Raw genomic sequence first — 25,893 nt, forward strand, 5'->3', positions numbered from 1 at the left:
CCGGTGGCGCCGCGGCGCCGCCGGTCGAGTGCGCGACACCGCGCGCACCCCCCTCAGCTCTTGGAGTCGCCCCGTGCGCGTGCTGTTCTGCGCCGTCCCCGCCTACGGCCACCTCCTGCCGCTCGCCGCGCTGATCGAGGCCGCGCTCGCCGACGGGCACCAGGCGGCGGTGCTCACCAGCGGCGACATGCGGCCCGCGGTCGAGGACGAACTGGCGGCCGGGGTGCGGCTGCTCGCCGCCGGTCCGACGGCGATCGAGTTCACCGCCGAAGCCGCGCGCCGCACCGGGACCGACGTGATGCGCCCGGCGCCGGAGGTCGTCGGGGAGGTCTTCGGCGCCTGCCGCTTGGAGCTCGGCGGTGCCGAGTCCGTCGAGCGCGCGCGGGACTGGGCACCGGACCTGGTGATCGCCGAGTACTACGACACCACCGGCCCGCTCGTCGCAGCCGCGCTCGGAATCCCTTGGCACCAGGCGGGAATCGGCCCGGCGGTCCCGCCGGAGCTCGCCGAGCTGATCGGGACTTCGGCGGCCCGGTACCACCGCGAGGCCGGGATCGTCCCCGAACCGCCCACCACCTACCTGGACCCGTGGCCGGAGGAGTTGCAGGAGCCGGGCTGGTCCAGCCCGGTGCCGCCGCTGCCGGTGCGCGGCCGGGCGCACCGCCGCCCCGAGGGCCGGGAGGCGCCGCAACGCGGGTTCGCGACCGCGGACCGGCTGACCGCGCTGGTCACGCTGGGCACCGTCTTCTCCGACCCGCAGGTGCTGGACGAGTTCGTCGCGGCCGTGTCGAGCAGGCCGCTGAACCTGCGGGTCACGCTGGGCATGGCCCACGGCGCGGGGCCGAACGCGGCGCGCGCCGACGAGGTGCGCGACTCCGGCGCCGAGATCCACTACGTGCCGTTCGCACCGCTGGACGACCTGCTCGACGGGGCGGGCCTGGTGGTGGGCGCCGGTGGTTCCGGCACCGTGCTCGGCGCGCTGAGCCGCGGGATTCCGCTGGTGCTGTGCCCGCAGGGCGCGGACCAGCCGACCAACGCAGCGCGCGCGGCGGCCGCCGGGGTCGCGGTCGTCGTCGACTCCCCCGCCGGGATCGCCGCGGCGATCGAGCGGGTGCTGTCCGATCCGTCGTACGCGGCGCGGGCCGCGGCCGTCGCGGCGGAGCTCAGCACCCGTCCCGCGCCCGCGGACGTGCTGCGCGCCCTCACCGGCTCCCCCGAACCCGTGGCCTGACCGCCCGGACGAACGGCCGTACCGGGCTCGGCCAAGCGGAAGTCCTGGCCGCGCCCGGCTCGTCGCCGGAGCTCGAACCACCGTCGCCGACCACGCGGCCCCCTCGCTCCCCCGTCCGGTGGGGACGGCGCGGACCACCGCATTCCGCCCGAACTCGGTGCACCGGACGGCCCGTCCGGGCCGTGTGCCACCGTGGCACCTGGAATCAGAGGACGCCGAGACGGAGGTTCGAGATCATGACGATGCCGGGTGGATGGCAGCTGGTGCTCGTCCTGGGCGTGCTGGTGCTGCTGTTCGGGTCGAACAAGCTGCCCGAGGTGGCCCGCTCGCTCGGCCGGTCCGCGCGAGTGCTCAAGGCCGAGGCGCGGAGCCTGCGGGAGGACGAGGACGCGGCCGCCCAAGTTCCGGCCGCCCAGCTTCCGGCCGCCCAGGAACCGATCGGGCCGGAACCGGCCCCGCAGCGCTCGGCCACCGCGCCCGCGACGGCCGCCGAACCCGCCCGCGAGACCACCGCGGGCTGACCCGGCACCGCACCGCGGCGGGACCGCCCGCCCGTCAGTCCCAGGCCACCGGCAGCGAGTGCACGCCGTAGATCACCATCTCGGTGCGCAGGCCCACCTCCGCGGGCGGGACCGCCAGCCGCAGCCCGGGCAGCCGCGCCAGCAGTTCCGCCAGCCCGATGCGCAGCTCCACCCGCGCCAGCTGCTGGCCCAGGCACTGGTGCACGCCGTGCCCGAACGCCAAGTGGTGGTTGCGGGTGCGCCGCAGGTCCAGCCGGTCCGGTTCGGGCCAGCGGCCGGGATCCCTGTCCACCTCCGGCAGCGACACCATCACGGTGTCCCCGGCCCGCACGGTGACCCCGCCGAGCTCCACGTCCTGCACCGCGACCCGCACCGGGCCGGTGTGCACCACCGACAGGTAGCGCAGCAGCTCCTCCACCGCGGTGTCGATCAGCTCCGGTTCCGCGCGCAGCGCCGCGAGCTGGTCGGGGTGCTCCAGCAGCGCGAAGGTGCCGAGGGCGAGCATGTTCGCGGTGGTCTCGTGCCCCGCCCCGAGCAGCATCGAGGAGATGTCGACCAGTTCCCGGTCGCTCAGCGCCGGATCCGCGTCGCCGTGCACCAGACCGGAGATCAGGTCGTCGGCGGGGTGCGCCCGCTTGTCGGCGACGAGCCCGCGCATGAACTCGTCCTGCTCGGCGTAGGCCCGCAGCCGGGTCTCCTCGTCCGCGTCCAGGTTCACCAGCACGGCGGTCCGGTCCTGGAAGCCGTCGCGGTCGGCGGGGGCGACGCCGAGCAGTTCGCAGATCACCAGCGACGGCAGCGGCAGCGCGAAGTCGGTCACCAGGTCGGCGGGGGCGCCCGCGGCCCGCATCGCCTCGACGTGCTCGACGGCGATCTCCCGCACCCTGGCCTCCAGCGCGCGCATCCGGCGCACGGTGAACTGGCCGACGAGCAGCCTGCGCAGCCGGGTGTGCTCGGGCGGGTCCATGAAGATGAACCGGCCGCCGGTGGGCGGCACGTCGGTGACCGGGCACCCGCCGGTGCCCGCCGCGACGGCGGCTTGGTGGCGCACCACCTGCTCGGGGTCGAGCTGCATGGCGTTCGGGTGGCGGTGGGTGTCGGCGCTGAACCGCTCGTCGGTGAGCAGCGCCTTGGATTCGGCGAACCCGGTGACCATCCACAGGTGCGCGCCGTTGCGCAGCCGCACGCCCGCCACGGGGCCCTGCGCGCGCAGCGCGTCCAGGCCGGGTGGCGGGGCGAACGGGTCGCTGCCGCGCGCCAGCAGCTCCGGCGGCAGCGGGCGCCGGATCAGCACGTCGGTGGCCGGTACGGGGTCGTGGGTGGAGGTCCGATCGCCGGTGGTGGTCATCGAGGTCCTCTCGTCGCTCGGGACTGCGGCCCGTTCCGGGGCGGACACCGCGACCGCGCCGGTTCCGGTACCACCGACCACGCTACGCGGAAGGCGATCACGAACGGCTAGGCGGAGATCTGCGGCCGCGCTCCGGACCACGGCACGGCCCGCTCCAGCTGGGCGGCGAGCCGGACCAGCACGTCCTCGCGCCCGTAGCCGGCGACCAGCTGCACGCCGATCGGCACCCCGTCGGCGCGGTGCAGCGGCAGCGAGATCGCCGGCTGCCCGGTGAGGTTGAACGGCGCGGTGAACGCGATCCGCGCGGCGGTCTCCGCGAGCAGCACCTCCGGGTCCTGGCTCGGCGCGAGCAGGCCGAGCGGCGGGGGCGGGTCCGGCAGGGTGGGCAGGAGCAGCACGTCGAGCTCGTCCTCCCACAGCGCGGCGAGGCTGCGCGACCAGCGTTGCGCGGTGTCCATCGCACCGAGCCACTGCGCGGCGGTGACCGCGGCGCCCTGCTCGGCGAGCAGCGCGTTCACCGGTTCCAGCTCGGCGGGGTCGATGCGCCTGCCGAGACGCCGCGACCAGCGCTCCAGCTCCCAGGCGGCGGTCGCGCCGAACACGGTCGCCATCGCGGCCATCGGTTCCGCGTCGTCCAGCGCGGCGGCCGCGGTGGGCGCCACGAGGTGGCCGAGCTCGGCGAGCGAGCGGGCCGCCCCGTCCACGGCCGCCGCGCAGTCCGGGTGCACCGGCCCGCCGCCGGGCCGTTCGGTGCGGAAGCCGATGCGCAGCACCCCGGGATCGGCGCCGACCTCGTCCCGGTAGGGCCGGGCGGGCGGCGGCGCGGTGTACGGGTCACCGGGCGCCATCCCGGCGATCGCGTCGAGCACCGCGGCGGTGTCCCGCACCGAGCGGGTGAGCACGTGCTCGTGCGTCACCGGGCCCCAGTGCTCGCCGTGGCCGGGACCGAGGGAGGTGCGGGCCCTGGTCGGCTTCAGCCCGACGAGCCCGCAGCTGCTCGCCGGGATCCGGATGGACCCGGCCATGTCGTTGGCGTGCGCGACGGGCACGAGTCCGGCGGCGACGGCCGCGGCCGATCCACCGCTGGAACCGCCCGGGGAGCGCGCCGGGTCCCAGGGATTGCGGGTCGGTCCGTGCGCGAGCGGTTCGGTGGTGATGCTCATGGCCAACTCGGACACGTTCGCCTTGCCGCAGAACACGAATCCGGCGGCGCGGAACCGGGCCGCCAGGTGCGAATCCGCCTGCTCGACCCAGCCGGCGTCGCGCAGCACCCGCAGCCCGGCGTGCAGCGGGTCGCCCGCGGAGTGGCAGAGGACGTCCTTGAGCAGCATCGGCACCCCGCGGAACGGCCCCGCGGGCAGGGCGGGATCGGCGGCCTGCGCCAGCGCCTTCTCGAACAGCGGGGTGATCACCGAGTTCAGCTCGCCATCGACGCGCTCGATGCGGTCGACGGCGGCTTCGACGAGTTCCAGCGGGGACACCTCGCCGCGGGCGACCAGTTCGGCCTGCGCGGTCGCGTCGAGCCAGGTGAGCTCACCGTCCCGGAGATCTTCCCGCACCGCTTCCGCCATGCCGACACTCCCGCCGCCGTCGAGGGGTTCCCGCCGCCGATCAGCCTGCCACGCCGCCACGACCCGCGGGTCCGCGGCGTCGGACGAACTCGCGATCTCCCGGACGGCCCGTTCGGCACGCCCGCCGGTCGATCACTCGTTGCTACGATGGGATCATCAGGTGTGCACGACGGGGAGGCGCGGACATGACGGCGGTCGAGGCGGCAGCGGTGGAATCCCTGGACCAGCTGACGTGCGGCTGGCGCCCCCTGGTGCTCGACGCCGATCCGGCCGCCGACGTGCGCGACCTGCCCGGCGTGGCGGTGCGCTGGGCCGAGTCGCGGTTCGCGTTCTGGAACTGCGTCACCTTGACCGAGCACGGCCTCGGCGCGGATCGGCTGCCGGAGCGGCTGGAGCGGGCCGCGGAGATCATGCGGGAGAAGCGGCGCACCGGGTTCCTGTGGTTGTTCGAGGACCTGCTCGCTCCGGCGGCCCGCGCCGAGCTGCCCGCGGCCGCCGATCGCGCCGGGCTGGACCTGGCGTTCTCCGGCGCCGGCATGGCGGGCGACCTGCTGCCGATCCCGGACCCCGAGCACCCGCTGCTGGAGTTCGTGCGGGTGCGCACCGAGGAGCAGCTGGTGGCCTACGCCGACCTGAACTCCCGCGCCTACGGCTTCCCACCGGCGGACGGCCGGGACGGGCTGGCCGGTTCCCGGCTGTGGCGCACCGACGTGCACGCCTACCTGGGGTTGCGGGACGGCGTCCCGGTGACGGCGGCCGCGACCGTGCCGTGCGAGGGCCGGTTGTTCGTGGTGCTGGTGGCGACGGATCCGGCGCAGGAGCGGCAGGGCTTCGGCGAGGCCGTGACCCGCAAGGCGCTGCACGAGGGCGCCCGCGCCACCGGCCTCACCCGAGCGACCTTGCACGCCACCGCCGCGGGCGCACCCGTCTACCGGCGCATCGGCCTCACCCCGAACACCCCGATCCACTACTACTCCCTGCGGTCCTGAACCGGATCGCCTGCGACTTCACCGCCGATATTCGAGCCTGCCAGGCGGGTCGTGTCCGTGTCTTGTCAGCGGCGAAGCCGCTGAGCCGCCGACCACGCACGCAGCCGGACCACCGGCGGGTTCTCAGCGGTTTCCTCGCGAGGACAGCGATTTCCCTCGTGGCGGAGCCACTCGGGAAATCGATCCCGCAGCGAGGGAACCGCTGAGGTTCCGCTACCCGAGTGCTCAGCAAACCGAGCACCACCAAGAAACACTGATCAACCGGTGCGGGCGCGGAGGCCGTCGAGGACGAGGTCGAGGCTCTGCTCGAAGTCGGCGTGGCCGCCGGGCTCGCGGTCGATGGCCCCCGCGCTGGCGGCCTGCAGCGCGGTCTGCTCCTCGTTGGTGTGGCCGAAGACGAGGTGCAGGAAGGTGCGGGTCGCGATGTCGACCAGCTCGGCGGGCAGGCCCCCGTCGGCGAGCGCGGTCCGCAACCGGCCCGCCGGTTCGTCCTCGCCGAGGCCGAAGGTGTGCGCGGTGGCGACGACTTCGGCGCCGTCGCGGTAGGCGAGCATCGCGTCGCGCAGTTCGGTGCAGATCTCCACGACCCGGGCGTCCCACCGCCGGGCGCGGTGCGGCCGCCGCCCGCGGCGCACGATCTCGTCGGCGACCGCGGCCAGCAGCGTCTGCTTGTTCGGCACGTGGTGGTAGAGCGCGCTGGGTTGCACGCCGAGTTCGGCGGCCAGCCGCCGCATGGTCAGCGATTCGAGCCCGTACTCGTCGAGGACCGCGAGGGCGCGGTCGATGACGTCGCCGCGGTGGTAGCGCACGCGGTTCCTCCCGTTTGACGGTCCGACCCCTCCAGTCTAACCTGAACGCCGTTCACCTGAACGGCGTTCAGGTCGCCGACCTCTGGAGCAGCGATGACCAGCGACTTCGACCGGCTCGCCGACGCGATCCTCGCGGGCAGCCCGGCCACCCCCGACGACGCGCTCGCGGTGCTGCGCGCCGCCGACGCCGAGCTGCTGCACGTGGTGGCCGCCGCGGGCCGGCTGCGCCGCGCGCACTTCGGCAACACCGTGAAGGTCAACTACCTGGTGAACCTGAAATCGGGGCTGTGCCCGGAGAACTGCAACTACTGCTCGCAGGCGCTCGGTTCCAGCGCGCCCATCCTCAAGTACTCGTGGCTGTCCCAGGACGCCGCGCTCGACCAGGCCGCGGCGGGCCTGCACGGCGGCGCCTGCCGGGTGTGCCTGGTCGCCTCCGGGCGCGGACCGTCCGACCGGGACGTCGACAAGGTCGCCGACCTGGCGGGCGCGCTGAAGCGGCAGCACCCGGACGTGGAGGTCTGCGCCTGCCTCGGGCTGCTCAAGGACGGCCAGGCGCAGCGGCTCAAGGACGCCGGGGTCGACGCCTACAACCACAACATCAACACCGCCGAGAGCCACCACGCCGAGATCGTGCAGACCCACACCTACGCGGACCGGGTGGACACCGTGCAGCGCGCGAAGGACGCCGGGCTCTCCCCCTGCTCCGGGCTGATCGCCGGGCTCGGCGAAACCGACGAGCAGCTGGTCGAAGCGCTGTTCGCGCTGCGCGAGCTGGATTCCGACTCGATCCCGGTGAACTTCCTGATCCCGTTCGACGGCACCCCGTTCCAGCACACCTGGGACCTCACCCCCACCCGCTGCCTGCTGGTGCTGGCGATGGCGCGGTTCGTCTGCCCGGACCGGGAGATCCGCATCGCGGGCGGCCGCGAGCTGCACCTGCGGTCGGTGCAGTCGATCGCGCTGCACCTGGCGAACTCGATCTTCCTCGGCGACTACCTGACCTCCGAGGGGCAGGAGGCGGAACGGGACCTGGAGCTGATCCGCGACGGCGGCTTCGTGGTGCTCGGTTCCGAGCAGGACCTCGCGCAGCGGGCCGAACCCGCGATCCGCCGCCGCGGCGCGGGCACCGACGTGCTGCCGAACGCGTGACCGCGGCCGGCGGCGCGCTGCTCCGGCAGGACCGGGCGCAGCTGTGGCACCCGTACTCCTCGATGACCGATCCGGCGCCGACGCGGCTGGTCACCGGCGCGGCGGGCAGCAGGATCACCCTGGACGGGATCGGGCCGGTGGTGGACGGGATGTCCTCCTGGTGGTCGGCGGTGCACGGCTACCGGCACCCGGTGCTGGACGAGGCGGTGCGCCGCCAGGTCGATCGGATGTCGCACGTCATGTTCGGCGGCCTCACCCACGAACCGGCGGTCGAACTCGCCGGACGGCTCGTGGAGCTCACCGGGCTCGACCACGTCTTCCTCGCCGATTCCGGTTCGGTGGCGGTGGAAGTGGCGATGAAGATGGCGTTGCAGCACCAGCGCGGCAGCGGGCGGCCCGGCCGGAACCGGTTCCTCACCGTCCGCGGCGGCTACCACGGCGACACCTTCGACTGCATGAGCGTGTGCGATCCGGTGGGCGGCATGCACTCGATGTGGTCCGGGCTGCTGCCGCCGCAGGTGTTCGGCGACCGGCCACCGGAGCTCGACGCCGACGTTCCGGCGTGGGCGCAGCGGTTCCGGGCGCTCGCCGCCGAGCACGCCGACCGGCTCACCGGGCTCGTCGTGGAACCGCTGCTGCAGGGCGCGGGCGGGATGCGGCCGTACTCCCCCGCCTGCCTGCGGGTGTTCCGGGAGGTCGCCGACGAGCACGGGCTCGTGCTGATCTTCGACGAGATCGCCACCGGGTTCGGGCGCACCGGGCACTTCTTCGCCGCCGACGCCGCCGGGGTGCGCCCGGACGTGGTGTGCGTCGGCAAGGCGCTTACCGGCGGCTACCTGTCGCTGGCCGCGGCGGTGTGCAGCACCGAGGTGGCGCGGGGTGTCTCCGCGTCCGAGTCGGGCGCGCTCATGCACGGCCCGACGTTCATGGGGAACCCGCTGGCGTGCGCGGTCGCCTGCGCCTCCCTCGACCTGTTGTCCACTTCGGACTGGTCGGCGCAGGTGCGCCGGATCGGCGCGGGATTGCAGGCGCTGCACCGGATTCCGGCCGCCGAGGTGCGGGTGCTGGGCGCGGTCGGGGTCGTGCGGCTGGACCACCAGGTGGACGTGGCGCGGGCGACCGAGGCGGCGCTGGCGCACGGGGTGTGGCTGCGGCCGTTCCGGGACCTGATCTACACCATGCCGCCGTACGTGTGCGACGACGCGGACATCGCGGCCGTGTGCACCGCCATCGCCGCCGCGGCGGAGGCGGGATGAGCGGCTGGGACGGCTGGCTCGCCGCGCAGCGGGCCGAGCGGGAGCGCGCCGGGTTGCGGCGCGAGCTGCGGCCGCGACCGGCCGACGACGAGCGGCTGGACCTCGCGGGCAACGACTACCTGGGCCTGCGCCGCCACCCGGAGGTGCGGCGCGCCGCCGCCGCTGCCAGCTGGGAGTGGGGCGCCGGTTCGGGCGCGTCGCGGCTGGTCACCGGGACGACGACGCTGCACGCCGAGCTGGAGCGGGAGCTCGCCGACTTCACGGGCCGGGAGTCGGCGCTGGTGCTCTCCACCGGCTACCAGGCCAACCTGGCCGCGGTCACCGCCCTGGCCGGGAAGGACGCGCTGGTCGTCTCCGACGCGCACGCGCACGCCTCGCTGATCGACGCCGCGCGGATGTCCCGGGCGGCGATCGAGGTGGTTGCGCACAACGACGTGGCCGCGGTCCGCGCGGCGCTGGCCGCGGCCGGGTCGCGGCGGGCGCTGGTGCTCACCGAATCGATCTTCTCGGTGCTGGGGGACGCGGCGCCGCTGCCGGCACTGGCCGCGGTGTGCGCCGAGCACGACGCGCTGCTCGTCGTCGACGAGGCGCACGGCCTCGGCGTGGTCGGGAGCGGCGGGCGCGGACTGGTGCACGCGCACGGACTGGCCGGGCACCCGCACGTGGTGCTGACCGCGACGCTGTCCAAGTCGTTCGGCGCGATGGGCGGCGCGGTGCTCGGCTCGGCCGCGCTGGTCGACCACCTGGTCAACCGGGCCCGCCCGTTCATCTTCGACACCGCGCTGGCACCGGCGCCGACGGCGGGGGCGCTGGCCGCGCTGCGCGTGCTGCGGCGGGAGCCCGAACTGCCGTCGCTGGTGCACCGGCGGGGCGCGGAACTGGCCGCGCGGCTCGGCGTGCCGCCCTCGGCGGGCGCGGTGCTGTCGGTGCCGATGCCGTCGCCGCGGTGCGCGCTCGCCGCGCAGGCCGCGGTGCTGGCCGCCGGGGTCCGCGTCGGGTGCTTCCGGCCGCCGTCGGTACCGGACGGGGTGTCCCGGCTGCGCGCCACCACCTCCGCCGCGCTCGACGCCGCGGACTGGTCGCGCGCGGTCGACGTGCTCGCCCGGGTCGTCGACGAGCAGCGCGCGGCAGGGCGGCGGACCGCGTGATCACCGTGGTGACCGGAACCGACACCGGGGTCGGCAAGACCGTGACGACCGCGGCGCTCGCCGCCCGCTCCGGGCCGGGGACGCTCGTGGTGAAACCCGCGCAGACCGGGGTCGGCACCGACGAACCGGACGTGGACGTGGTGCGCGCGCTCGCCGGATGCGCGGTCGCCGAGCTGGTGCGGCTGGCCGACCCGCTCGCACCGGACACCGCGGCCCGGTTGCGCGGCGTCGAGATCCCGCCGGTGGCCGCGCACGCCGCCCGCATCCGCGAGCTCGCCCGCGCGCACGACCAGGTGATCGTGGAAGGGGCCGGCGGGGTGCTGGTGCGCCTCGACACCGCGGGCGGCACGGTGCTGGACCTGGCCGCCGAGCTCGCCCGGGACCACCCGGTGCGGGTGGTGCTGGTGACCCGGCTGGGCCTGGGCACGCTCAACCACACCGAACTCGCGGTCGGCGCGCTGCGCTCCCGCGGCCTGGACCCCGTCCTGGTGCTCGGTTCGGTGCCCGCCGAGCTCGGCCAGGCCGAGCGGTGCAACCTCGCCGAACTCCCCCGCGTCACCGGAGCCCCCGTCGTCGGCGCACTCCCCGCGAGCGCCGGGAACCTCCCGCCGGGCCGCTTCCGCCACCTCGTCCCCACCTGGTTCACCGGGTGACGGGCTCTCGCGGCGGAAGCCGGTGCGACGTCAGCCGTTGACGAGACCGCCGTCGACGACGAGGTTCTGCCCGGTGACCGCGCGGGACCACGGGGAAGCGAAGAACAGCACCGCGTCGGCGAACTCCGCCGGGGTGACGACCCGCCGCAGCGGGGTGCTCGCGGCGATCCCGTCGAAGACCGCGGCGGGCGTGGCGGCGCTGGCGTCGGTGGTGCGCAGCAGCCCGCCGGAGACCATGTTCACCAGGATCCCGTCCGGGCCGAGGTCGGCGGCGAGGGTGCGGGTCAGCGACAGCAGCGCGGCCTTGCCCGCCGTGTAGTCGTGGTAGGGCACCACGGGGTGCTGGAACAGGTTGGTGCCGATGTTGACGATCCGGCCGCCGCCGCGTTCCCGCATCCCCGGCAGCGCGGCCTGCGCGACGTGCAGCGCGCCCCGGACCGTGCCGTCGAACTGCGCGGCGAACTCGTCCCAGCGGATCCGGTCCGCCGGGGAGCGCTGGTCGCCGTTGAAGGAGAAGTCGGCGAGCGCGTTGTTCACCACGGTCCCCACCGGCGCGCCGAAGTGCTCCCGGCCGGCGGCGAACAGGTCGGCGACCTGCCGCTCGTCGGTGACGTCGGCCCGCACGGCCAGCGCCCGGTCCGCGCCGATGCTCGCGGCGAGCTCCTCCGCCGCGTCCCGGCTGCGCCGGTAGTCGATCAGGACGCGGGCGCCCTGCTCGGCGAACGCCCGCACCAGGGCGGCCCCGAGCCCGCGTCCGCCACCGGTGATGAGCACCGGCTCGTCGACGATCCCCGCACTGCTCATGGTCCTCCCGTCGGTGCGTCAGTCCACTTCGGCCGGACCGGTGAACTGGGCCCGGTGCAGCCGCGCGTAGGCGCCGCCCTTCGCGACCAGTTCGTCGTGGGTGCCCTGCTCGACGATGGCGCCGCGCTCCATCACCAGGATCACATCGGCGTCGCGGATGGTCGACAGCCGGTGCGCGATGACGAACGCGGTGCGGCCGGTGCGCAGCGTGGCCATGGCGCGCTGGATCAGGGCCTCGGTGCGGGTGTCCACCGAGCTGGTCGCCTCGTCGAGGATGAGGATCGCCGGGTCCGCGAGGAACGCGCGGGCGATGGTGATCAGCTGCTTCTCCCCCGCGCTGACCCCGGTGCCCTCGTCGTCGATGACGGTGTCGTAGCCGTCCGGGAGGCTGCGGGCGAAGTGGTCGACGTGCGCGGCCTTCGCGGCGGCCACGACCTCCTCGCGGGTGGCGTTCTGCTTGCCGTAGGCGATGTTCTCCGCGATGGTGCCGCCGAACAGCCAGGTGTCCTGCAGCACCATGCCGGTGGCGGCGCGCAGCCGTTCCCGGGACATGGCGCTGGTGTCCTCGCCGTCGAGGGTGATCCGGCCACCGGTGATCTCGTAGAACCGCATCAGCAGGTTGACCAGCGTGGACTTGCCCGCGCCGGTGGGACCGACGATGGCGACGGTGGCACCGGGTTCGGCGACCAGCGAGAGGTCCTCGATCAGCGGCTCGTCCGGGTCGTAGCGGAACGCGACGTGCTCGAACTCGACGCGGCCGCGGGGCCGTCCGGTCTTCGGCGCCAGGTCCGGGGACGGGTCCTGCTCGGGGGCGTCGAGCAGCGCGAAGACCCGCTCGGCGGAGGCCAGGCCGGACTGCACCAGGTTCGCCATGCTCGCGACCTGGGTGAGCGGCTGGCTGAACTGCCGCGAGTACTGCACGAACGCCTGCACGTCACCGATGGTCAGCGCCCCGGCCGACACCCGCAGCGCGCCGACGACGGCGACGAGCAGGTAGTTCAGGTTGCTCAGGAACATCATGCTCGGCTGGATCACGCCGGACAGGAACTGCGCGCGGAACGAGGCCTTGGTCAGCGCCTCGTTGCGCTGCCGGAAGATCTCGGCGGCTTCGCGGCCGCGGCCGAACGCCTTGATGGTGGCGTGCCCGGTGTACATCTCCTCGACGTGCCCGTTGAGCTCGCCGGTGCTCTTCCACTGCGCGGCGAACTGCGGCTGCGCGCGCTTGCCGATCAGGATGGTGACCAGCGCCGAGATCGGGATGCTGACCAGCGCGAACACCGCCAGCAGCGGGGAGATGAAGAACATCACGGCCAGCACGCCGAGGATGGTCAGCACCGAGGTGATCACCTGCGAGAACGTCTGCTGCAGCGACTGCCCGACGTTGTCGATGTCGTTGGTGACCCGGCTGAGCACCTCGCCGCGGGACTGGCGGTCGAAGTGGCTCACCGGCAGCTTCGCCAGCTTCTCCTCCGCGTCGCGGCGCAACCGGCTGGCGGTGCGCTGCACGGCGCCGTTGATCAGCCGGGCTTGGGCGACGCCGAACAGCCAGGAGCCGAGGTACACCCCCAGCGCCACCAGCAGCACGGTGCCGACGGCGCCGAAGTCGACGCCGCCGCCACCGACCCCGCCCGCGACGACGAGGTCGGTCGCCTTCCCGAGGTAGCGGGGTCCGAGGACGCTGAGCAGCACGCTCACCACGGCCAGCACCAGCACCGCGACCAGCAGCGGGCGTTCGGGCCGCAGCAGCCCGAGCAGGCGGCGGCCCGCGGTGGCGAACCCCTCCGGCCGATTGGCGCCCGGTGATCCGGCGGGGGCGGCGGGCCGCCCGGGGGCGCGGGTGGGGGCGCTCATGCCGCTTCCTGTTCGGTGAGCTGGGACAGGACGATCTCCCGGTAGGTCTCGTTGTCGCGCATCAGTTCCCGGTGGGTGCCGACGCCGACGAGTTCGCCCGCGTCGAGCACGAGGATGCGGTCGGCGTCGCGGATGGTGCTGACCCGCTGGGCGACGATGACGACGGTCGCGTCGGCGGTGTCGCGGCGCAGCGCGGCGCGGACTTCGGCGTCGGTGGCGTAGTCGAGCGCGGAGAACGAGTCGTCGAACAGGTAGATCTCGGGGCGCCGCACCAGGGCCCGGGCGATCGCGAGCCGCTGCCGCTGGCCGCCGGAGACGTTGCCGCCGCCCTGGGACAGCTCGGCGTCGAGGCCGCCGGGCAGCTCGCGCACGAAGTCGGCGGCCGCGGCGACCTCCAGCGCGTGCCACAGCTCCTCGTCGGTGGCGTCCGGGTCGCCGTGGCGCAGGTTGCTCGCGATGGTGCCGGAGAACAGGTAGGGCCGTTGCGGCACGTAGGACACGGTGCGGGTCAGCAGGTCCGGGTCGATCTCCCGCACGTCCACCCCGTCGATGCGGATGGCGCCGCCGGTGGCGTCGGACAACCGCGGGATCAGGTTGATCAGCGTGCTCTTGCCGCTGCCGGTGCTGCCGATGATCGCGGTGGTCTCGCCCGGCCCTGCTTCGAAGGTGATGCCCTGCAGCACCGGCCGTTCCGCGCCCGGGTAGCGGAATCCGACGTCGCGCAGCTCCAGCTCGCCGTGCCCGGTGAGCTCGCGGACGGGCCGCTCCGGCAGGCGCACGGTGGTCTCGGTGCCGAGGACTTCCTGGATGCGTTCGGCGCACACCTCGGCGCGCGGGATCATCATGAACATGAACGTCGCCATCATCACCGACATGAGGATCTGCATCAGGTAGGCCAGGAACGCCACCAGCGCCCCGACCTGCATGCTGCCATCGTCGATGCGGCCGGCGCCGAACCAGGTGACCGCGACGCTGGAGACGTTCACCACGACCAGCACGGTCGGGAACATCAGCGCCATCAGGTTCCCGACGCGCAGGGCGCTGGCGGTGAGCTCGGCGTTCGCGGCGCCGAAGCGGCGCTGCTCGTGCACGTCCTTGCCGAACGCGCGGATCACCTGCAGGCCGTTGATCTGCTCGCGCAGCACGCGGTTGACGGTGTCGATGCGCTGCTGCATCTCGCGGAACACCGGGCGCAGCCGGGACACCAGCACGCCGATGAACGCGCCGAGCACCGGCACGATCACCAGCAGCAGCCCGGACAGCGCCACGTCCTGATTGAGCGCCAGCAGGATCCCGCCCACGCACATGATCGGCGCGGTGATCATCATCGCGCAGGTCATCAGCACCAGCATCTGGATCTGCTGCACGTCGTTGGTGGTGCGGGTGATCAGCGACGGGGCGCCGAACCGGCCCACCTCGCGACCGGAGAAGGACTGCACGCGGTCGAACACGGAGGCCCGCAGGTCCCCGCCCAGCGACATCGCGATGCGCGCGGCGAACCCGACCGCGGCGATCGAGCAGACCAGTTGCAGCAGCGACACCGCGAGCATCACGGCGCCCACGCGGAGGATGTAGCCCTCGTCGCCGGTGAGCACCCCGCGGTCGATGATGTCGGCGTTCAGCGTCGGCAGGTAGAGGGTGGCGACCGTCTGGACCAGCTGGAGCAGCACCAGCAGGACGATCGACGACCGGTAGGGCCTCAGGTGGGCCCGCAGCAATCGGAGCAGCACGCGATCTCTCAACGGTTCGGGGAGGTCGCCGCGATCGGCGGCGGACCACCGACCAGCTTAAACCGCGACCACGACGGGACCGGGCACGCGGGCGGCCCTGATCGCTCCCGGTGGCGCTCGCACCACGCGCCGTACCGGTCGGCGCCGGATTCGCCCGCTCGGTGCGGAAATCGCGGCTTCCGCCGCCGCGCCGGACCCCGCCGCGGCGGCCGGGTCCGGCTCGTCCGGTGCCGCGGGCGGACCGCCTCAGATCACCGTGCCGACGTCGTGGGCGACGAGTTCGTCGGTGGCGCGTTCGGCGACAGCGGCGATGGTCATGGACGGGTTGCAGGCCGCGCTGGTGCCGGGCAGCAGCGCGCCGTCGAGCACGTACAGCCCGCGCTTGCCGAGCACCCGCCCGGCCAGGTCGCAGACCGAGCCCATCGACGCGCCGCCCAGCGGGTGCCAGGTGTTCGGCACCAGCGAGGTGGTGTCCAGCCGCACCGCGCCGTCCCCGGCGATGCGGGCGACCCGCTCGTCGACGTGCCGGGCCAGCTCGGCGTCGCCGTCGTGCGGCCAGTGCAGCACCGCGTCGTCGGCGTGCGCGTCGTAGACGAACTCGCCGCGGCCCTCGCTGACCCCGTAGCCGACGAGCATCGTGGTGCGCAAGTCCGCGATCGGCGGGATCGACGCCTGGATGACCGTGTTGGCCCGCGCCGGGTCGTCCCACTCCAGGCTGCCGTAGACGACGGGACCGCCCTGGGGCGAGCCGAAGTCCTCGGCGAAGCTGGTCCAGGTGTAGATGCGGTCCCCGTTGGAGCCCCAGCCGGAGCCGAGACCGTCGGGCAGGTCGCGGATCCGCTCCTTGGCGGCGGCCCGCATCAGCAGCTTGGTGGTGTTCGCGGTGCCCGCCGCCATCACCAGCGCCCCGGCCGTGATGACCTTCTGCTCCAGCACGGTGCCGTCGGTGGCGATGCGGTCCACGTGCACCTGCCAGCGCCCGTCGGGGGCCTGCGCCACGTCGGTGACGTGGTGCTGGGGTGCGACGGTGACCCGTCCGGTGGCTTCGGCGGCGGCGAGGTAGGTGACGTCGACGGAGTGCTTGCCGCCGTTGTTCACGCCGAACGCGCAGTCCCCGTTGGTGTAGGACGGCTTGAGCTCGCCGGTCAGCTCGCGCAGCGCGTAGTCCCAGTCGATCGGCATCGGGATCTTCGACAGCGGGTACCCGGCGCGCTCGACGCCGCGGGCGAACGCGCGGGACGGCTCGTAGGTCGCGCTGGCGATCAGCTCGTCCGGTGCGGTCGCCAGGCGCAGCATCGACGCCACCCGCGGGTAGTGCTCCCGCGCCATCCGCCGGTAGTCGAGCTGCTCGGGCAGCGTCGCGTTGAACACGTCCTCGTCCGGTTGCAGCGTCATGCCCTGGTAGACCAGCGAGCCGCCACCGACCCCCGCGGCGCACATGATGTCCATGCCGCGGCCGGGGACCTGCTCGATCAGCCCGGTGAAGCGGTCGAACGGGGCGAGCTCCAGGCCGAACAGCGACGGCGTGGACCCCAGCCAGGAGATGCGCGAATCCGGCCGCGTGATGCTCGGGAAGGTGTCCGCGTTCGGCCCGGTGGGCCACCGGACGCCGCGTTCCAGCACCAGCACCGGCACCCCGGCCTGGGCGAGGCGCAGCGCGGTGACCCCGCCGCCGAACCCGGATCCGATGACGACGACCCGGTGTTCCTCGCGGGTCAGCCGCACCCGGTTCGACGCGGCGGCGCTCGGCGCGCCGAGCGCGGTGAGGCCGGTGGCGACGGCGGCGCCTTTGAGGACGGAACGTCGGCTCAGTTCGGGCATGCGGGCTCCTGTGCGGTGTGGGACTCGGCGCGTCATCGCTGATCACGGGCGCGGGTGGCTCGGAAGCGTAGGGAACCGAACCGAGAGCGGAAACCGGTCGACGTTCTCACTACGCACGGGTAGCATCACGCGTCGTGCGCGAACGGCGAGCGTTGCTGACCCCGCAGCGCACCGACGCCCGCCGCAACCGCGAGATCATCCTGCGGGCGGCGGACGAGGCGTTCGCCGAAGGCTCCGAACCGGTGCAGATCGAGGAGATCGCGCGCCGCGCCGGGCTCGGCCGCGCTACCGTCTACCGCCACTTCTCCGACCGGCACGCGCTGGCCACCACCGTCGCGGCGCACCGCATCGACGCCCTCGCGCGCCTCGTCGACGGCGCCGAACGCGAGCACCGGCCGTTCCGCGAGCTGCTGCACGTCGTGCTGTCCGACCTGGTGGTGCGGCGGCCGCTGGTCAACCTCATCCGGCAGCTGCCCGAGCAGGAGCAGCAGCGCTTCGCCGACGCCCTGGTCACCGTGCTCACCCCCGCCTTCCACCGCGCGCAGGCCGCGGCCGAAGTGCGCACCGACCTCGACCCGGCCGACCTCGTGCTCGTGCTGGAGATGGTCGAAGGGGCGCTCGCCTCGAAGCTGCCGCGCGCCGACGACGCGGTGCGCAAGCTGATCGCCGTCACCCTCGACGGGCTCTGCCCGCGCCCCGGCTGAGCCGCGTCCTCGCACCGCACGGGCCGCCGGGACGCGTTCAAGCGCGGCTGCTGCCAGCCTGGGCGGCATGGTTCGGATCGGATACACGTTGATGACCGAGCAGTCCGGCCCGCGCGCGCTGGTGCGCCACGCCCCGCTCGCCGAGGACGCCGGCTTCGACTTCGCGGTGATGAGCGACCACTACTCGCCCTGGCTGGACGCCCAAGCGCACTCGCCGTACGCGTGGAGCGTGCTCGGCGCGGTCACCCAGGTGACCGAGCGGCTGGAGCTGATGACCTACGTGACCGCGCCGATCCTGCGCTACCACCCGGCGATCGTGGCGCAGAAGGCCGCGACGATCGGGTTGCTCTCGCAGGACCGGTTCACGCTCGGGCTCGGCGCCGGGGAGAACCTCAACGAGCACGTCGTGGGCCGCGGCTGGCCGTCGGTCGGCGTCCGGCACGAGATGCTCGTCGAGGCCGTCGAGATCATCCGCGCGCTCTCCGGCGGTGACCGGGTCGACTACGCGGGCGAGCACTTCCGCGTCGACGCCGGGAAGTTGTGGGACGTGCCTGCGCGGCCGGTGCCGATCGGCATCGCCGTGTCCGGCCCGGGATCCACCTCCCGGTTCGCGCCGCTGGCCGAGACGATGATCGCGACCGATCCCAGCGAGGCGCTGTGCCGCGGCTGGGACTCCGCAGGTGGCGGCGACCGGAAGGTCGGCCAGCTGCCGGTGTCCTGGGGCACCGACCGGGACGCGGCGATCGAGCGGGCGCACGAGCAGTTCCGGTGGTTCGCCGGCGGCTGGCGGGTCAACGCGGACCTGCCCGGACCGGCCGGGTTCGCCGCGGCGACCCGGTTCGTGCGGCCCGAGGACGTGGCCGAGAACATCCCGTGCGGCCCGGACGCCGAGCCGATCGTGGACGCGGTCTCGTCGTTCCGGGACGCCGGGTTCACCGACGTCGCCCTCGTGCAGGTCGGCGGGGACGAGCACCAGGACGGGTTCTTCGAGTTCTCCCGGCGCGAACTGCTGCCCCGGCTCCGCAGCCTCGTGGGCTGACCGGCGCCCGCCGGGGCCGGTCAGCGGCGGACGGTGGGGAGCTGGACGGTGGCGTCGTCGACGGCGGGGAGCTGGACGGTGCGGTCGTCGTCCGCGACGGGCGCGGGACGTCCGGCGCGCGCCCGGTCCTCGCCGCGGACGCCGTCGAAGTCGTCGAACTCGTCGAAGTGCTCGTGCTCGTCCCGGTCGTCGTAGTCCGCGAAGTCGTCCCAGCCGTCGTCCCCGGCACCGAGCACCAGTTCACCCGCGGACGTCTCGCGGAGCCGGCCCACCAGCGGGGTGATCCGCTCGGCCAGCAACGGCAGCAGCGCCGCGACGGCCCCGCCCAGCAGCAGGCCCACCAGCACGTCGTGCGGGTAGTGCACGCCGACGAACACCCGGGACAGCCCGGTCAGCAGCCCGACGACGACCGCCGCCCAGCCCCAGCTGCGGCGCGCGCAGAACAGGCCGATCGCGGCGGCCGCGGCGATCGTGGAGTGGTTGCTGGGGAACGACCAGTCGCCCAGCTCCGGGCAGGCCGCGATGGACTGCGCGTGCGCGACCGCGCGGCACGGCCGGTCCTCCTGGACGAAGGACTTGACGACCTCGCTGACCAGGTAGGCGAGCGCGGTGCCCAGCGGCGGCAGCACGGCGCGGGCCATCACGTGGTCCTCGTCGTTGCGCGCCTGGACGAACAGCACGGCGAAGGCCGCGAGGAAGCCGATGATCGCGGCCTCGGTGAAGAACTCGGCGAACGCCTGCAGCCACTCGGGGCTCGCCGCGCCCGCGCCCGCGATGCCCCGGTACAGGTCGGAGCTCAGGCCGGGCACGTACGGGTTCGGCTCGGCGGCCAACGACGGCTGAACGGCAGGTGTCGACATTCCCAACATCATATGAAGATCCGCCGTGGGCCCGGTACCGGCTCCGGTGGAACCCGGACACCTGCACCGATGCCCCGAACGGCCCCGCGGGCGCTCGTTCGGCGGCGCACGACGGCGAAATCCGGCGCGCGAGAGCAGGCGGGCGCACTCCGCGCAAGACCTCGGCCACCCGCCCGGAGCAGTGTTCGATCACATTTCCGAAGTTGATCATGGCCGAACCGGCCAACTGTACTCAATGTGATCAACATTCGCTACGGTGGCCCGCGTGCGCCGTGGTGCTGCCGCACGCAGCACCACGAGCCGGCTGGCAAGGCCGAGGTACCCGCGGTGGCGCGGGATGGGTGAGGACGGCGATGCAACAAACGACAGGGTGGATACTCGGCGGCCTGGTGGTCCTGGTGGTGCTGCTGGGAGCCGCGGTGGCGTTGTTGAGCGCTCGGTTGCGCCAACAGCACAAGGAGATCGAGCAGCTCTCGGCGCTCGAACCGCTCCCGGCACCGGAACCCGCGCAGGCCCCGCCTGCCGCGGCCGTGGAACCGCCCACCGCCCCCGCACTGGAACCGCTGCCCGTCCAACCGGACGAGCAGTTCCGCCGCGAGGTCGTGCAGGGCGCCCAGGAAGCGCTCGGCGGCACGATGCGGCGCATCCTCGCGCTGACCAACAACGCGGCCGGGCGGCTGCACGACATGCAGCGCACGCACGGCTCGGACGTGCTGGAGGACCTGCTGCCGATCGACCACCTGCTGGCGCAGGCGCAGCGGCGCGCCCAGCTGGTGACCGTGCTGTGCGGATCCCCGCCCGGCCAGCAGCGCAGCCCGCAGCTGATGTCCCGGCTCGTCGGCGCCGCCCAGTCCCGCATCCACGACTACGAGCGGGTCCGGCTGTCCACCCGGGACACCACCACCGCGGTGCTGGGGCGCGTGGTGGAACCGCTGAGCGCCGCGCTGGCCGAACTGCTGGACAACGCGACCCGCTCCTCCCCGCCGACCGCGCCGGTGGACGTGCTGATCACCGCCGAGTACCACGGCGTCTCGCTGGAGATCCACGACGGCGGGGTCGGCATGCCGCCGGACTCGCTGAACCAGGCCAACGCGCTGCTGTCCCGCGGCGACTCGGAGATCGAGCTGACCGAGCTGGGCAACCCACCGCGCACCGGGCTCGCCGGGTGCAGCGTGCTGGCCGCGAACTACGGGTTCACGGTGCGCCTCGACGCCGCCTCCAGCCGCGGCGGGCTGCGCGCGGTGCTGCTGGTGCCGCACCACCTGCTGACCACGCTGGAGCAGCAGCCGGTGCTCTCCGCCGGGCAGGACGAACCCGGGATCGGGCCGAGCGCCCCGGAACCGGCGGCGGTACCGGTCGCCGCCGAACCGGACGCTCCGCGGCACCGCCAGGCCGAACCGGCCACGACCACCGCCGCCGGACTGCCCAAGCGCCCCCGCCGCACCATGACCCGCTCCGGCGACCTGTCCGCGCCGGAGGGCGCCTCGGTGCAGCCCATCGCCGACGGGGCGCAGCGGCGCACCACCGACGCGGCCCAGGGCCTGCGCGGGCTCCAGCGCGCCACCCGCACCACCGACGACGACGCGGAGACCGCGCCCGACCACGACGGGGACGACCCGTTGGACACGTCCACTTCCAGAAGGGATGCACGAGCATGACCGAGACGGCCCCGACGGCGCCGAAACCCGACCGGAGCTGGGTGCTCGACGACCTCGTCGAGCACTCCGGCATCCGGGCGGCCATCGCGGTGTCCGGCGACGGGATGCTCCTGGTCAAGAACACCGGCCTCGACCAGGCCGACGCCGAGCGCTGGGCGGCGGTCAGCTCGCCGCTGCAAGCCTGCGCCCGGCACGGGATGGAACCGCTGGGCTACCCCACCGGCGGTTTCGAGCAAGTGCTGGTGCAGCACGCGCAGGGCTACCAGCTGCTGCAACCGTTCGGCGAGGAGTCCTACCTCGTGCTGGTGACCGACGCCGACACCGACCTCGGCGTGGTGTCGACCGAGATGCAGATGACCGCCAAGCGGCTCGGGCAGGAGATGGGCACGGCTGCGCGCACCGCCGCCAGGCGGAGTTCGTGACCCCCGGACCGCACCGCCGGGAATCGGAGCTGGTGCGCTCCTACGTGCTCACCCGGGGCCGGGCCCGGGCGGAGCAACCGGTGGAACCGGCCGCCCTGGTGCGGGCGGCCGCCACCGGCGGGGTGCCCGAGCTCGATCCGGACCGCCGCCGGATCGTGCAGGTCGCCCAGGGCGGTGCGCTCGCGGTCGCCGAGATCGCCGCGCACACCGAGCTGCCGCTGACGGTGGCGCTGGTGGTGGTGTCCGACCTGATCGACGAGGGCTACCTGACGCCCGCCTCGGCGAACCGCCCGGCGTCGGTGCCCAGCACGGATCTGCTGCAGGAGGTGCTCGATGGACTCCGCCGCCTGGACACCTCCGCCTGAGTCGGCCTACGTCGCGGAGACGGTGCGGCGGTCGGCCAAGATCCTCGTGGTCGGCCCGGCCGGGGTCGGCAAGACCACGTTCGTCGACACCATGTCGGAGATCGTGCCGCTGCACACCGAGGAATCGCTGACCTCGGCCAGCGAGGCGGTCGACGACCTGCACCTCACCCCGGCGAAGACGACGACCACCGTGGCGCTGGACTTCGGCCGCCGCACCCTCAACGACCAGCTGGTGCTGTACCTGTTCGGCACGCCGGGCCAGCAGCGGTTCACCTACCTCTGGCGGACGCTGGCGAACGGCGCGCTGGGCGCGCTGGTGCTGGCGGACACCCGGCGGCTGGCGGACTCGTTCGACGTGATGGACCAGGTGGAGGAGCTCGGCGTGCCCTACGCGATCGCGGTGAACGCCTTCGACTCGGCACCGCTGCACTCGGTGGCGGACCTGCGCGAAGCGCTCGACCCGCAGCCGGACACGCCGGTCGCGGTGTGCGACGCGCGGGACGTCGGCTCCTGCACCCGGGTGCTGATCGACCTGGTCGAGCACGTGCTGCTGGCCTCGACCTCCGGCAGGCACGCCGCCGACCCGACGGTGCGCTCGTGACCGCACTCCCCCAGCCCCCGACGACCTCCCCGACGACGGAGCGACCATGACGGCCCTGCCCGGCCCCGACCTGCAAGACCGCATCCCGCTGCACGGCGACGAGTTCACCGCGCACCCGGACCAGGTGTACGCGCGGCTGCGCTCCCGCGGCCCGATCGTGCCGGTGACGCTGGCCCCGGACGTGCCCGCGATGCTGGTGGTGGACTACGAGACGGCGCTGCAGGTGCTGCGCAGCCCGCACGTGTTCGTCAAGGACTCCCGCCGCTGGCAGGACACCGCTCCGCCGGACACCCCGGTGCTGCCGATGATGTCGTGGCGGCCGAACACGCTGTTCGCCGACGGGGAGCGGCACGCGCGGCTGCGCCCGCCGGTGGAGAACAGCCTCACCGCGGTGAAACCGGCCCAGCTGCGGCGCTTCGTGCAGTCCAGCGCGATCCGGCTGATCGGCGGGTTCACCGGCCGCGGCCACGCCGACCTGCTCGGCGAGTACGCGGCGCAGCTGCCGATGCTGGTGCTGCAGCAGATGTTCGGCTGCCCCGCCGAGATCGCGCAGGCCATGGTCGCCGCGATCGCCGCGCTCTGGGACGGCACCGACCCGCAGCTGGCGAACCGGTACCTGGAGGAGAGCGTCAACGACCTCGTCCGGTACAAGCGCGCGAACCCCGGCGACGACGTGACGACCCGGATGATCGAGCACCCGCACGGCCTCGACGACGACGAGCTGCAGCACCAGCTGATCATCACGATGGGCGCGGGCGCCGAACCGCTGGGCAACTGGATCGCGAACGCGCTGTACCTGCTGCTGACCGAACACCGGGTGGCCGACGCGGTGGCCACCGGCAGCGTCGCGCTGGACGAAGCGCTCGACGACGTGCTGTGGCGGTTCACCCCGCTGGCGAACTACGCGATCACCTACCCGCGGCACCCGGTGTACCTGGGGCGCGTGCTGCTGCCCGCCGACGAGCCGGTGGTGATCTCGATGGCCGCGATCAACACCGACCCGGCGCTGCACCCATCGGGGCAGATCCCGGCGGGCAACCGGGCGCACCTCGCGTTCAGCGCGGGCGCGCACACCTGCCCCGCGAGCAGGCCCGCGCGCTTGATCGCGACCGTGGCGCTGGAGACCCTTTTGGACTACGTTCCCGAAGTCGAGCTGGATGATCAGCAACCGCTGCGGTGGCGCCCCGGCCCCTTCCACCGGGCGCTGACGGCCCTGCCGGTGCGCTTCCCAGCCGTGTCCTCGCTCGCCGACCCCACCACAGGAGGATCAGGATGTCCGCATCGCAGTGCCCGGTAGCCGCTCTCGACCCGGCCGGTGCCGACGTGCACGGGGAAGCCGACCGGCTGCGCGCGCACGGCTCGGCCGCGCTGGTGACGCTGCCCGGGGACGTCCCGGCGTGGGTGATCACCGACCACGGCGAGCTGCGCGGGCTGCTGTCCGATCCGCGGGTGTCGAAGGACCCGCGGCAGCACTGGCCCGCGTGGATCCGCGGCGAGATCCCGGCGGACTGGCCGCTGATCTCCTGGGTCGGCGTGGACAACATGTTCACCGCGTTCGGCTCGGAGCACACCCGGCTGCGCGGCCTCGTGTCGAAGGCGTTCACGCCGCGCCGGGTGCAGGCGCTGCGTCCCCGCATCGAGCAGATCACCGCCGAGCTGCTGGACGGCCTGGCCGCGGAGACCGGCGAGGTGGACCTGCGCACCGGCTTCACCTACCCGCTGCCGATCGCGGTCATCACCGACCTGTTCGGAGTGCCCGCCGAGATGCGCGGGACGCTGCGCCACATCGTCGACGAGGTGTTCCGCACCTCCGCCACCCCGGAGGAGACGGCGGCGACGGCGCAGGAGATGGGCCGCTTCCTCACCGACCTCATCGAATCGAAGCGGCAGCACCCCGGCGACGACCTCACCAGCGGACTGCTCGCGGCCCGCGACGAGGAGCAGAACCGGCTCAGCGAACGGGAACTCGCCGACACCCTGATCCTCATGATCGGCGCCGGGCACGAGACCACGGTGAACCTGCTCGGCCAGGCCGTGGTCGCGCTGACCACGCACCCCGCGCAGCGCGCCGCGCTGCGCGCGGGCGACATCGGCTGGGACGACGTGATCGAGGAGACGCTGCGCTGGCAGCCGGCGCTGGCGAACGTGCCGCTGCGGTTCGCCACCACCGATATCAAGCTCGCCGACGGCACCGTCATCGCCGAGGGCGACGCGATCCTCGCGTCCTACGCGGCGGCGAACCGGGACCCCGGCCACTACGACGCCCCGGAGGTGTTCGACGCCCGCCGCGGCGCGCGGGACCACCTGGCGTTCGGCTTCGGCCCGCACTTCTGCCTCGGCGCGGCGCTGGCGAGGCTGGAGGCGCAGATCGCGCTGCCCGCGCTGTTCGACCGGTTCCCGGACCTCGCCCTCGCGGTGGACTCCGACGCGCTGGAACCGTCCGAGTCGTTCATCTCCAACGGCCCGAAGGCGCTGCCGGTGCGGCTCGCGGGCTGAGCCCGGCCTGCGCGGTTCGTCCGCTTCCGACGGGAAATGCGGCTCCGGGCACCGGTTTCGGCGGACGCCTCGGCAGCGCCCGTCCTACTACCCTGGACGCCACGACGATGAGGAACGGTGGCGATGACACGCACTCTGGTGGTGTGCAGGCACGCGAAGTCGGCGTGGCCGGACGACGTCGAGGACTTCGAACGCCCGCTCACGGAACGTGGCGAACGGGACGCGCCGGAGGCGGGGAGGTGGCTGGCCGAGCGGGTGCCCGACATCGGCTTCGCGCTCTGCTCCCCCGCCAAGCGGGCTCGGCGCACCTGGCAGCTGATCTCGGGCGTGACCGGCAAGGTCGAGACCCGGCACGACAAGCGCCTCTACGGCGCCACGGCCGGTGAGCTGATCGCGGTGCTCAACGACGTGCCCGACGAGGCCGCGACCGCGGTGCTGGTCGGCCACAACCCCGGGCTGGAGGACCTGGTCGCGGTGCTGACCGGCGTGCCGCACCAGCTGGCCACGACGGAGCTGGCGGTGCTCACCGGCACCGGTTCCTGGTCCCAGGTCGAACCGGGCTGGGCCACCCTGCAGGACTCGGCGAAGCCTCGGGGATGACCACGGGTCGTTTTTCTTTCGGGGTGGGGTGGCGGAACCTCAGCGTCCTCCTCGCTGCGGGATCTTTTTCACCGGTGGCTCCGCCACAGGAGAAAAAGCTGTCCTCGCGAGGAGGACGCTGAGAACCCGCGGGTGGTCCTTTTGCGTGCTGGGTCTCCGCTCAGCGGCTTCGCCGCTGACAGGAAGGCGAAGCCGGCGGTTTTGTCCGTTTCTTGTCAGCGGCGAAGCCGCTGAGCTGACGACCACGCACGCAGACCGACCACCAGC

Annotated in this window: 24 protein-coding genes; 16 read left to right on the forward strand and 8 right to left on the reverse strand. The window is 73.7% G+C overall.

Annotated features, from left to right (window positions below):
• Positions 1 to 73 precede the first annotated feature (73 nt).
• Both H1226_RS17990 and tatA read left to right on the forward strand, forming a co-directional pair.
• Positions 74 to 1,231, forward strand: coding sequence for a glycosyltransferase (locus tag H1226_RS17990; RefSeq protein WP_258341773.1), 1,158 nt, complete (start codon positions 74 to 76; stop codon positions 1,229 to 1,231).
• A 236-nt stretch (positions 1,232 to 1,467) separates the two neighbouring features.
• Complete coding sequence (gene tatA, locus H1226_RS28190; RefSeq protein ID WP_309148740.1) at positions 1,468 to 1,752, forward strand: Sec-independent protein translocase subunit TatA; 285 nt, start codon at positions 1,468 to 1,470, stop codon at positions 1,750 to 1,752.
• A 34-nt stretch (positions 1,753 to 1,786) separates the two neighbouring features.
• On the opposite strand, the gene H1226_RS18000 is transcribed toward tatA, so the two are convergent.
• Positions 1,787 to 3,100, reverse strand: a complete 1,314-nt coding sequence (locus H1226_RS18000; RefSeq protein WP_258341774.1) for a cytochrome P450 — start codon at positions 3,098 to 3,100, stop codon at positions 1,787 to 1,789.
• Between the two features lie 107 nt (positions 3,101 to 3,207).
• Positions 3,208 to 4,671: an amidase gene (locus H1226_RS18005; RefSeq protein WP_258341775.1), complete on the reverse strand. Its 1,464-nt coding sequence runs from the start codon at positions 4,669 to 4,671 to the stop codon at positions 3,208 to 3,210.
• A 185-nt stretch (positions 4,672 to 4,856) separates the two neighbouring features.
• On the opposite strand from H1226_RS18005, the gene H1226_RS18010 reads away from it, so the two are divergent.
• Positions 4,857 to 5,660: a GNAT family N-acetyltransferase gene (locus tag H1226_RS18010; protein WP_258341776.1), complete on the forward strand. Its 804-nt coding sequence runs from the start codon at positions 4,857 to 4,859 to the stop codon at positions 5,658 to 5,660.
• A 257-nt stretch (positions 5,661 to 5,917) separates the two neighbouring features.
• On the opposite strand, the gene H1226_RS18015 is transcribed toward H1226_RS18010, so the two are convergent.
• Positions 5,918 to 6,469, reverse strand: coding sequence for a TetR/AcrR family transcriptional regulator C-terminal domain-containing protein (locus H1226_RS18015; protein ID WP_258341777.1), 552 nt, complete (start codon positions 6,467 to 6,469; stop codon positions 5,918 to 5,920).
• Between the two features lie 93 nt (positions 6,470 to 6,562).
• Between H1226_RS18015 and bioB the strand changes: the two genes are divergently transcribed.
• From bioB to bioD, 4 genes are read left to right on the forward strand one after another with little or no spacing between them, the layout of a single operon-like run.
• On the forward strand, positions 6,563 to 7,618 hold the full coding sequence (bioB, locus tag H1226_RS18020) for a biotin synthase BioB (protein ID WP_258341778.1): 1,056 nt from the start codon (positions 6,563 to 6,565) through the stop codon (positions 7,616 to 7,618).
• Positions 7,615 to 8,874 (forward strand): adenosylmethionine--8-amino-7-oxononanoate transaminase, encoded by a 1,260-nt coding sequence (locus H1226_RS18025; RefSeq protein ID WP_309148741.1) that lies wholly within the window; start codon positions 7,615 to 7,617, stop codon positions 8,872 to 8,874. Before bioB ends, H1226_RS18025 begins: the two co-directional genes overlap by 4 nt.
• Entirely contained in the window at positions 8,871 to 10,022 is a 1,152-nt protein-coding gene (locus tag H1226_RS18030; protein ID WP_258341779.1) for an 8-amino-7-oxononanoate synthase, read from the forward strand. The genes H1226_RS18025 and H1226_RS18030 overlap by 4 nt, the downstream gene beginning before the upstream one ends.
• Positions 10,019 to 10,675: a dethiobiotin synthase gene (gene bioD, locus H1226_RS18035; RefSeq protein WP_258341780.1), complete on the forward strand. Its 657-nt coding sequence runs from the start codon at positions 10,019 to 10,021 to the stop codon at positions 10,673 to 10,675. Before H1226_RS18030 ends, bioD begins: the two co-directional genes overlap by 4 nt.
• Positions 10,676 to 10,705: 30 nt before the next feature.
• On the opposite strand, the gene H1226_RS18040 is transcribed toward bioD, so the two are convergent.
• From H1226_RS18040 to H1226_RS18055, 4 genes are all read right to left on the reverse strand, one after another.
• A complete protein-coding gene (locus tag H1226_RS18040) occupies positions 10,706 to 11,479 on the reverse strand; it encodes a 3-oxoacyl-ACP reductase (protein ID WP_258341781.1) in 774 nt (257 codons plus the stop codon).
• 18 nt (positions 11,480 to 11,497) lie between these two features.
• Positions 11,498 to 13,330 carry an ABC transporter ATP-binding protein gene (locus H1226_RS18045; protein WP_258341782.1) on the reverse strand — a complete coding sequence of 611 codons (1,833 nt, stop codon included), beginning with the start codon at positions 13,328 to 13,330 and terminating at the stop codon, positions 11,498 to 11,500.
• A complete protein-coding gene (locus H1226_RS18050; protein WP_258341783.1) occupies positions 13,327 to 15,060 on the reverse strand; it encodes an ABC transporter ATP-binding protein in 1,734 nt (577 codons plus the stop codon). The genes H1226_RS18045 and H1226_RS18050 overlap by 4 nt, the downstream gene beginning before the upstream one ends.
• A 246-nt stretch (positions 15,061 to 15,306) precedes the next feature.
• Entirely contained in the window at positions 15,307 to 16,881 is a 1,575-nt protein-coding gene (locus H1226_RS18055; protein WP_258341784.1) for a GMC oxidoreductase, read from the reverse strand.
• 134 nt (positions 16,882 to 17,015) lie between these two features.
• Here H1226_RS18055 and H1226_RS18060 point away from each other — a divergent pair, with 134 nt between their 5' ends.
• Together H1226_RS18060 and H1226_RS18065 are read left to right on the forward strand one after the other, a co-directional pair.
• Positions 17,016 to 17,585 (forward strand): TetR/AcrR family transcriptional regulator, encoded by a 570-nt coding sequence (locus tag H1226_RS18060; RefSeq protein WP_258341785.1) that lies wholly within the window; start codon positions 17,016 to 17,018, stop codon positions 17,583 to 17,585.
• Between the two features lie 67 nt (positions 17,586 to 17,652).
• Complete coding sequence (locus H1226_RS18065; protein ID WP_258341786.1) at positions 17,653 to 18,624, forward strand: TIGR03557 family F420-dependent LLM class oxidoreductase; 972 nt, start codon at positions 17,653 to 17,655, stop codon at positions 18,622 to 18,624.
• Positions 18,625 to 18,644: 20 nt separating this feature from the next.
• Here the strand turns inward: H1226_RS18065 and H1226_RS18070 are convergent, their stop codons facing one another.
• Positions 18,645 to 19,484 carry a phosphatase PAP2 family protein gene (locus H1226_RS18070; protein WP_258341787.1) on the reverse strand — a complete coding sequence of 280 codons (840 nt, stop codon included), beginning with the start codon at positions 19,482 to 19,484 and terminating at the stop codon, positions 18,645 to 18,647.
• Positions 19,485 to 19,837: 353 nt separating this feature from the next.
• Here H1226_RS18070 and H1226_RS18075 point away from each other — a divergent pair, with 353 nt between their 5' ends.
• The 7 genes from H1226_RS18075 (at position 19,838) to H1226_RS18105 (ending at position 25,626) form a co-directional block, all read left to right on the forward strand.
• Positions 19,838 to 21,142, forward strand: a complete 1,305-nt coding sequence (locus H1226_RS18075) for an ATP-binding protein (protein ID WP_258341788.1) — start codon at positions 19,838 to 19,840, stop codon at positions 21,140 to 21,142.
• Positions 21,139 to 21,564: a roadblock/LC7 domain-containing protein gene (locus tag H1226_RS18080; RefSeq protein WP_224961199.1), complete on the forward strand. Its 426-nt coding sequence runs from the start codon at positions 21,139 to 21,141 to the stop codon at positions 21,562 to 21,564. The genes H1226_RS18075 and H1226_RS18080 overlap by 4 nt, the downstream gene beginning before the upstream one ends.
• Positions 21,561 to 21,929: a DUF742 domain-containing protein gene (locus H1226_RS18085; protein WP_224961201.1), complete on the forward strand. Its 369-nt coding sequence runs from the start codon at positions 21,561 to 21,563 to the stop codon at positions 21,927 to 21,929. The genes H1226_RS18080 and H1226_RS18085 overlap by 4 nt, the downstream gene beginning before the upstream one ends.
• Complete coding sequence (locus H1226_RS18090; RefSeq protein WP_258341789.1) at positions 21,898 to 22,530, forward strand: GTP-binding protein; 633 nt, start codon at positions 21,898 to 21,900, stop codon at positions 22,528 to 22,530. The genes H1226_RS18085 and H1226_RS18090 overlap by 32 nt, the downstream gene beginning before the upstream one ends.
• A 46-nt stretch (positions 22,531 to 22,576) precedes the next feature.
• The gene (locus H1226_RS18095; protein ID WP_258341790.1) at positions 22,577 to 23,827 is read left to right on the forward strand and encodes a cytochrome P450; all 1,251 of its coding nucleotides are present in this window, start codon (positions 22,577 to 22,579) and stop codon (positions 23,825 to 23,827) included.
• Positions 23,803 to 25,026, forward strand: a complete 1,224-nt coding sequence (locus H1226_RS18100; protein ID WP_258341791.1) for a cytochrome P450 family protein — start codon at positions 23,803 to 23,805, stop codon at positions 25,024 to 25,026. The genes H1226_RS18095 and H1226_RS18100 overlap by 25 nt, the downstream gene beginning before the upstream one ends.
• A gap of 123 nt (positions 25,027 to 25,149) precedes the next feature.
• A complete protein-coding gene (locus H1226_RS18105; protein ID WP_258341792.1) occupies positions 25,150 to 25,626 on the forward strand; it encodes a SixA phosphatase family protein in 477 nt (158 codons plus the stop codon).
• Positions 25,627 to 25,893 lie beyond the last annotated feature (267 nt).

Origin of the sequence: Saccharopolyspora gregorii (assembly GCF_024734405.1) — a bacterium.
GTDB classification, from domain to species: domain Bacteria; phylum Actinomycetota; class Actinomycetes; order Mycobacteriales; family Pseudonocardiaceae; genus Saccharopolyspora_C; species Saccharopolyspora_C gregorii.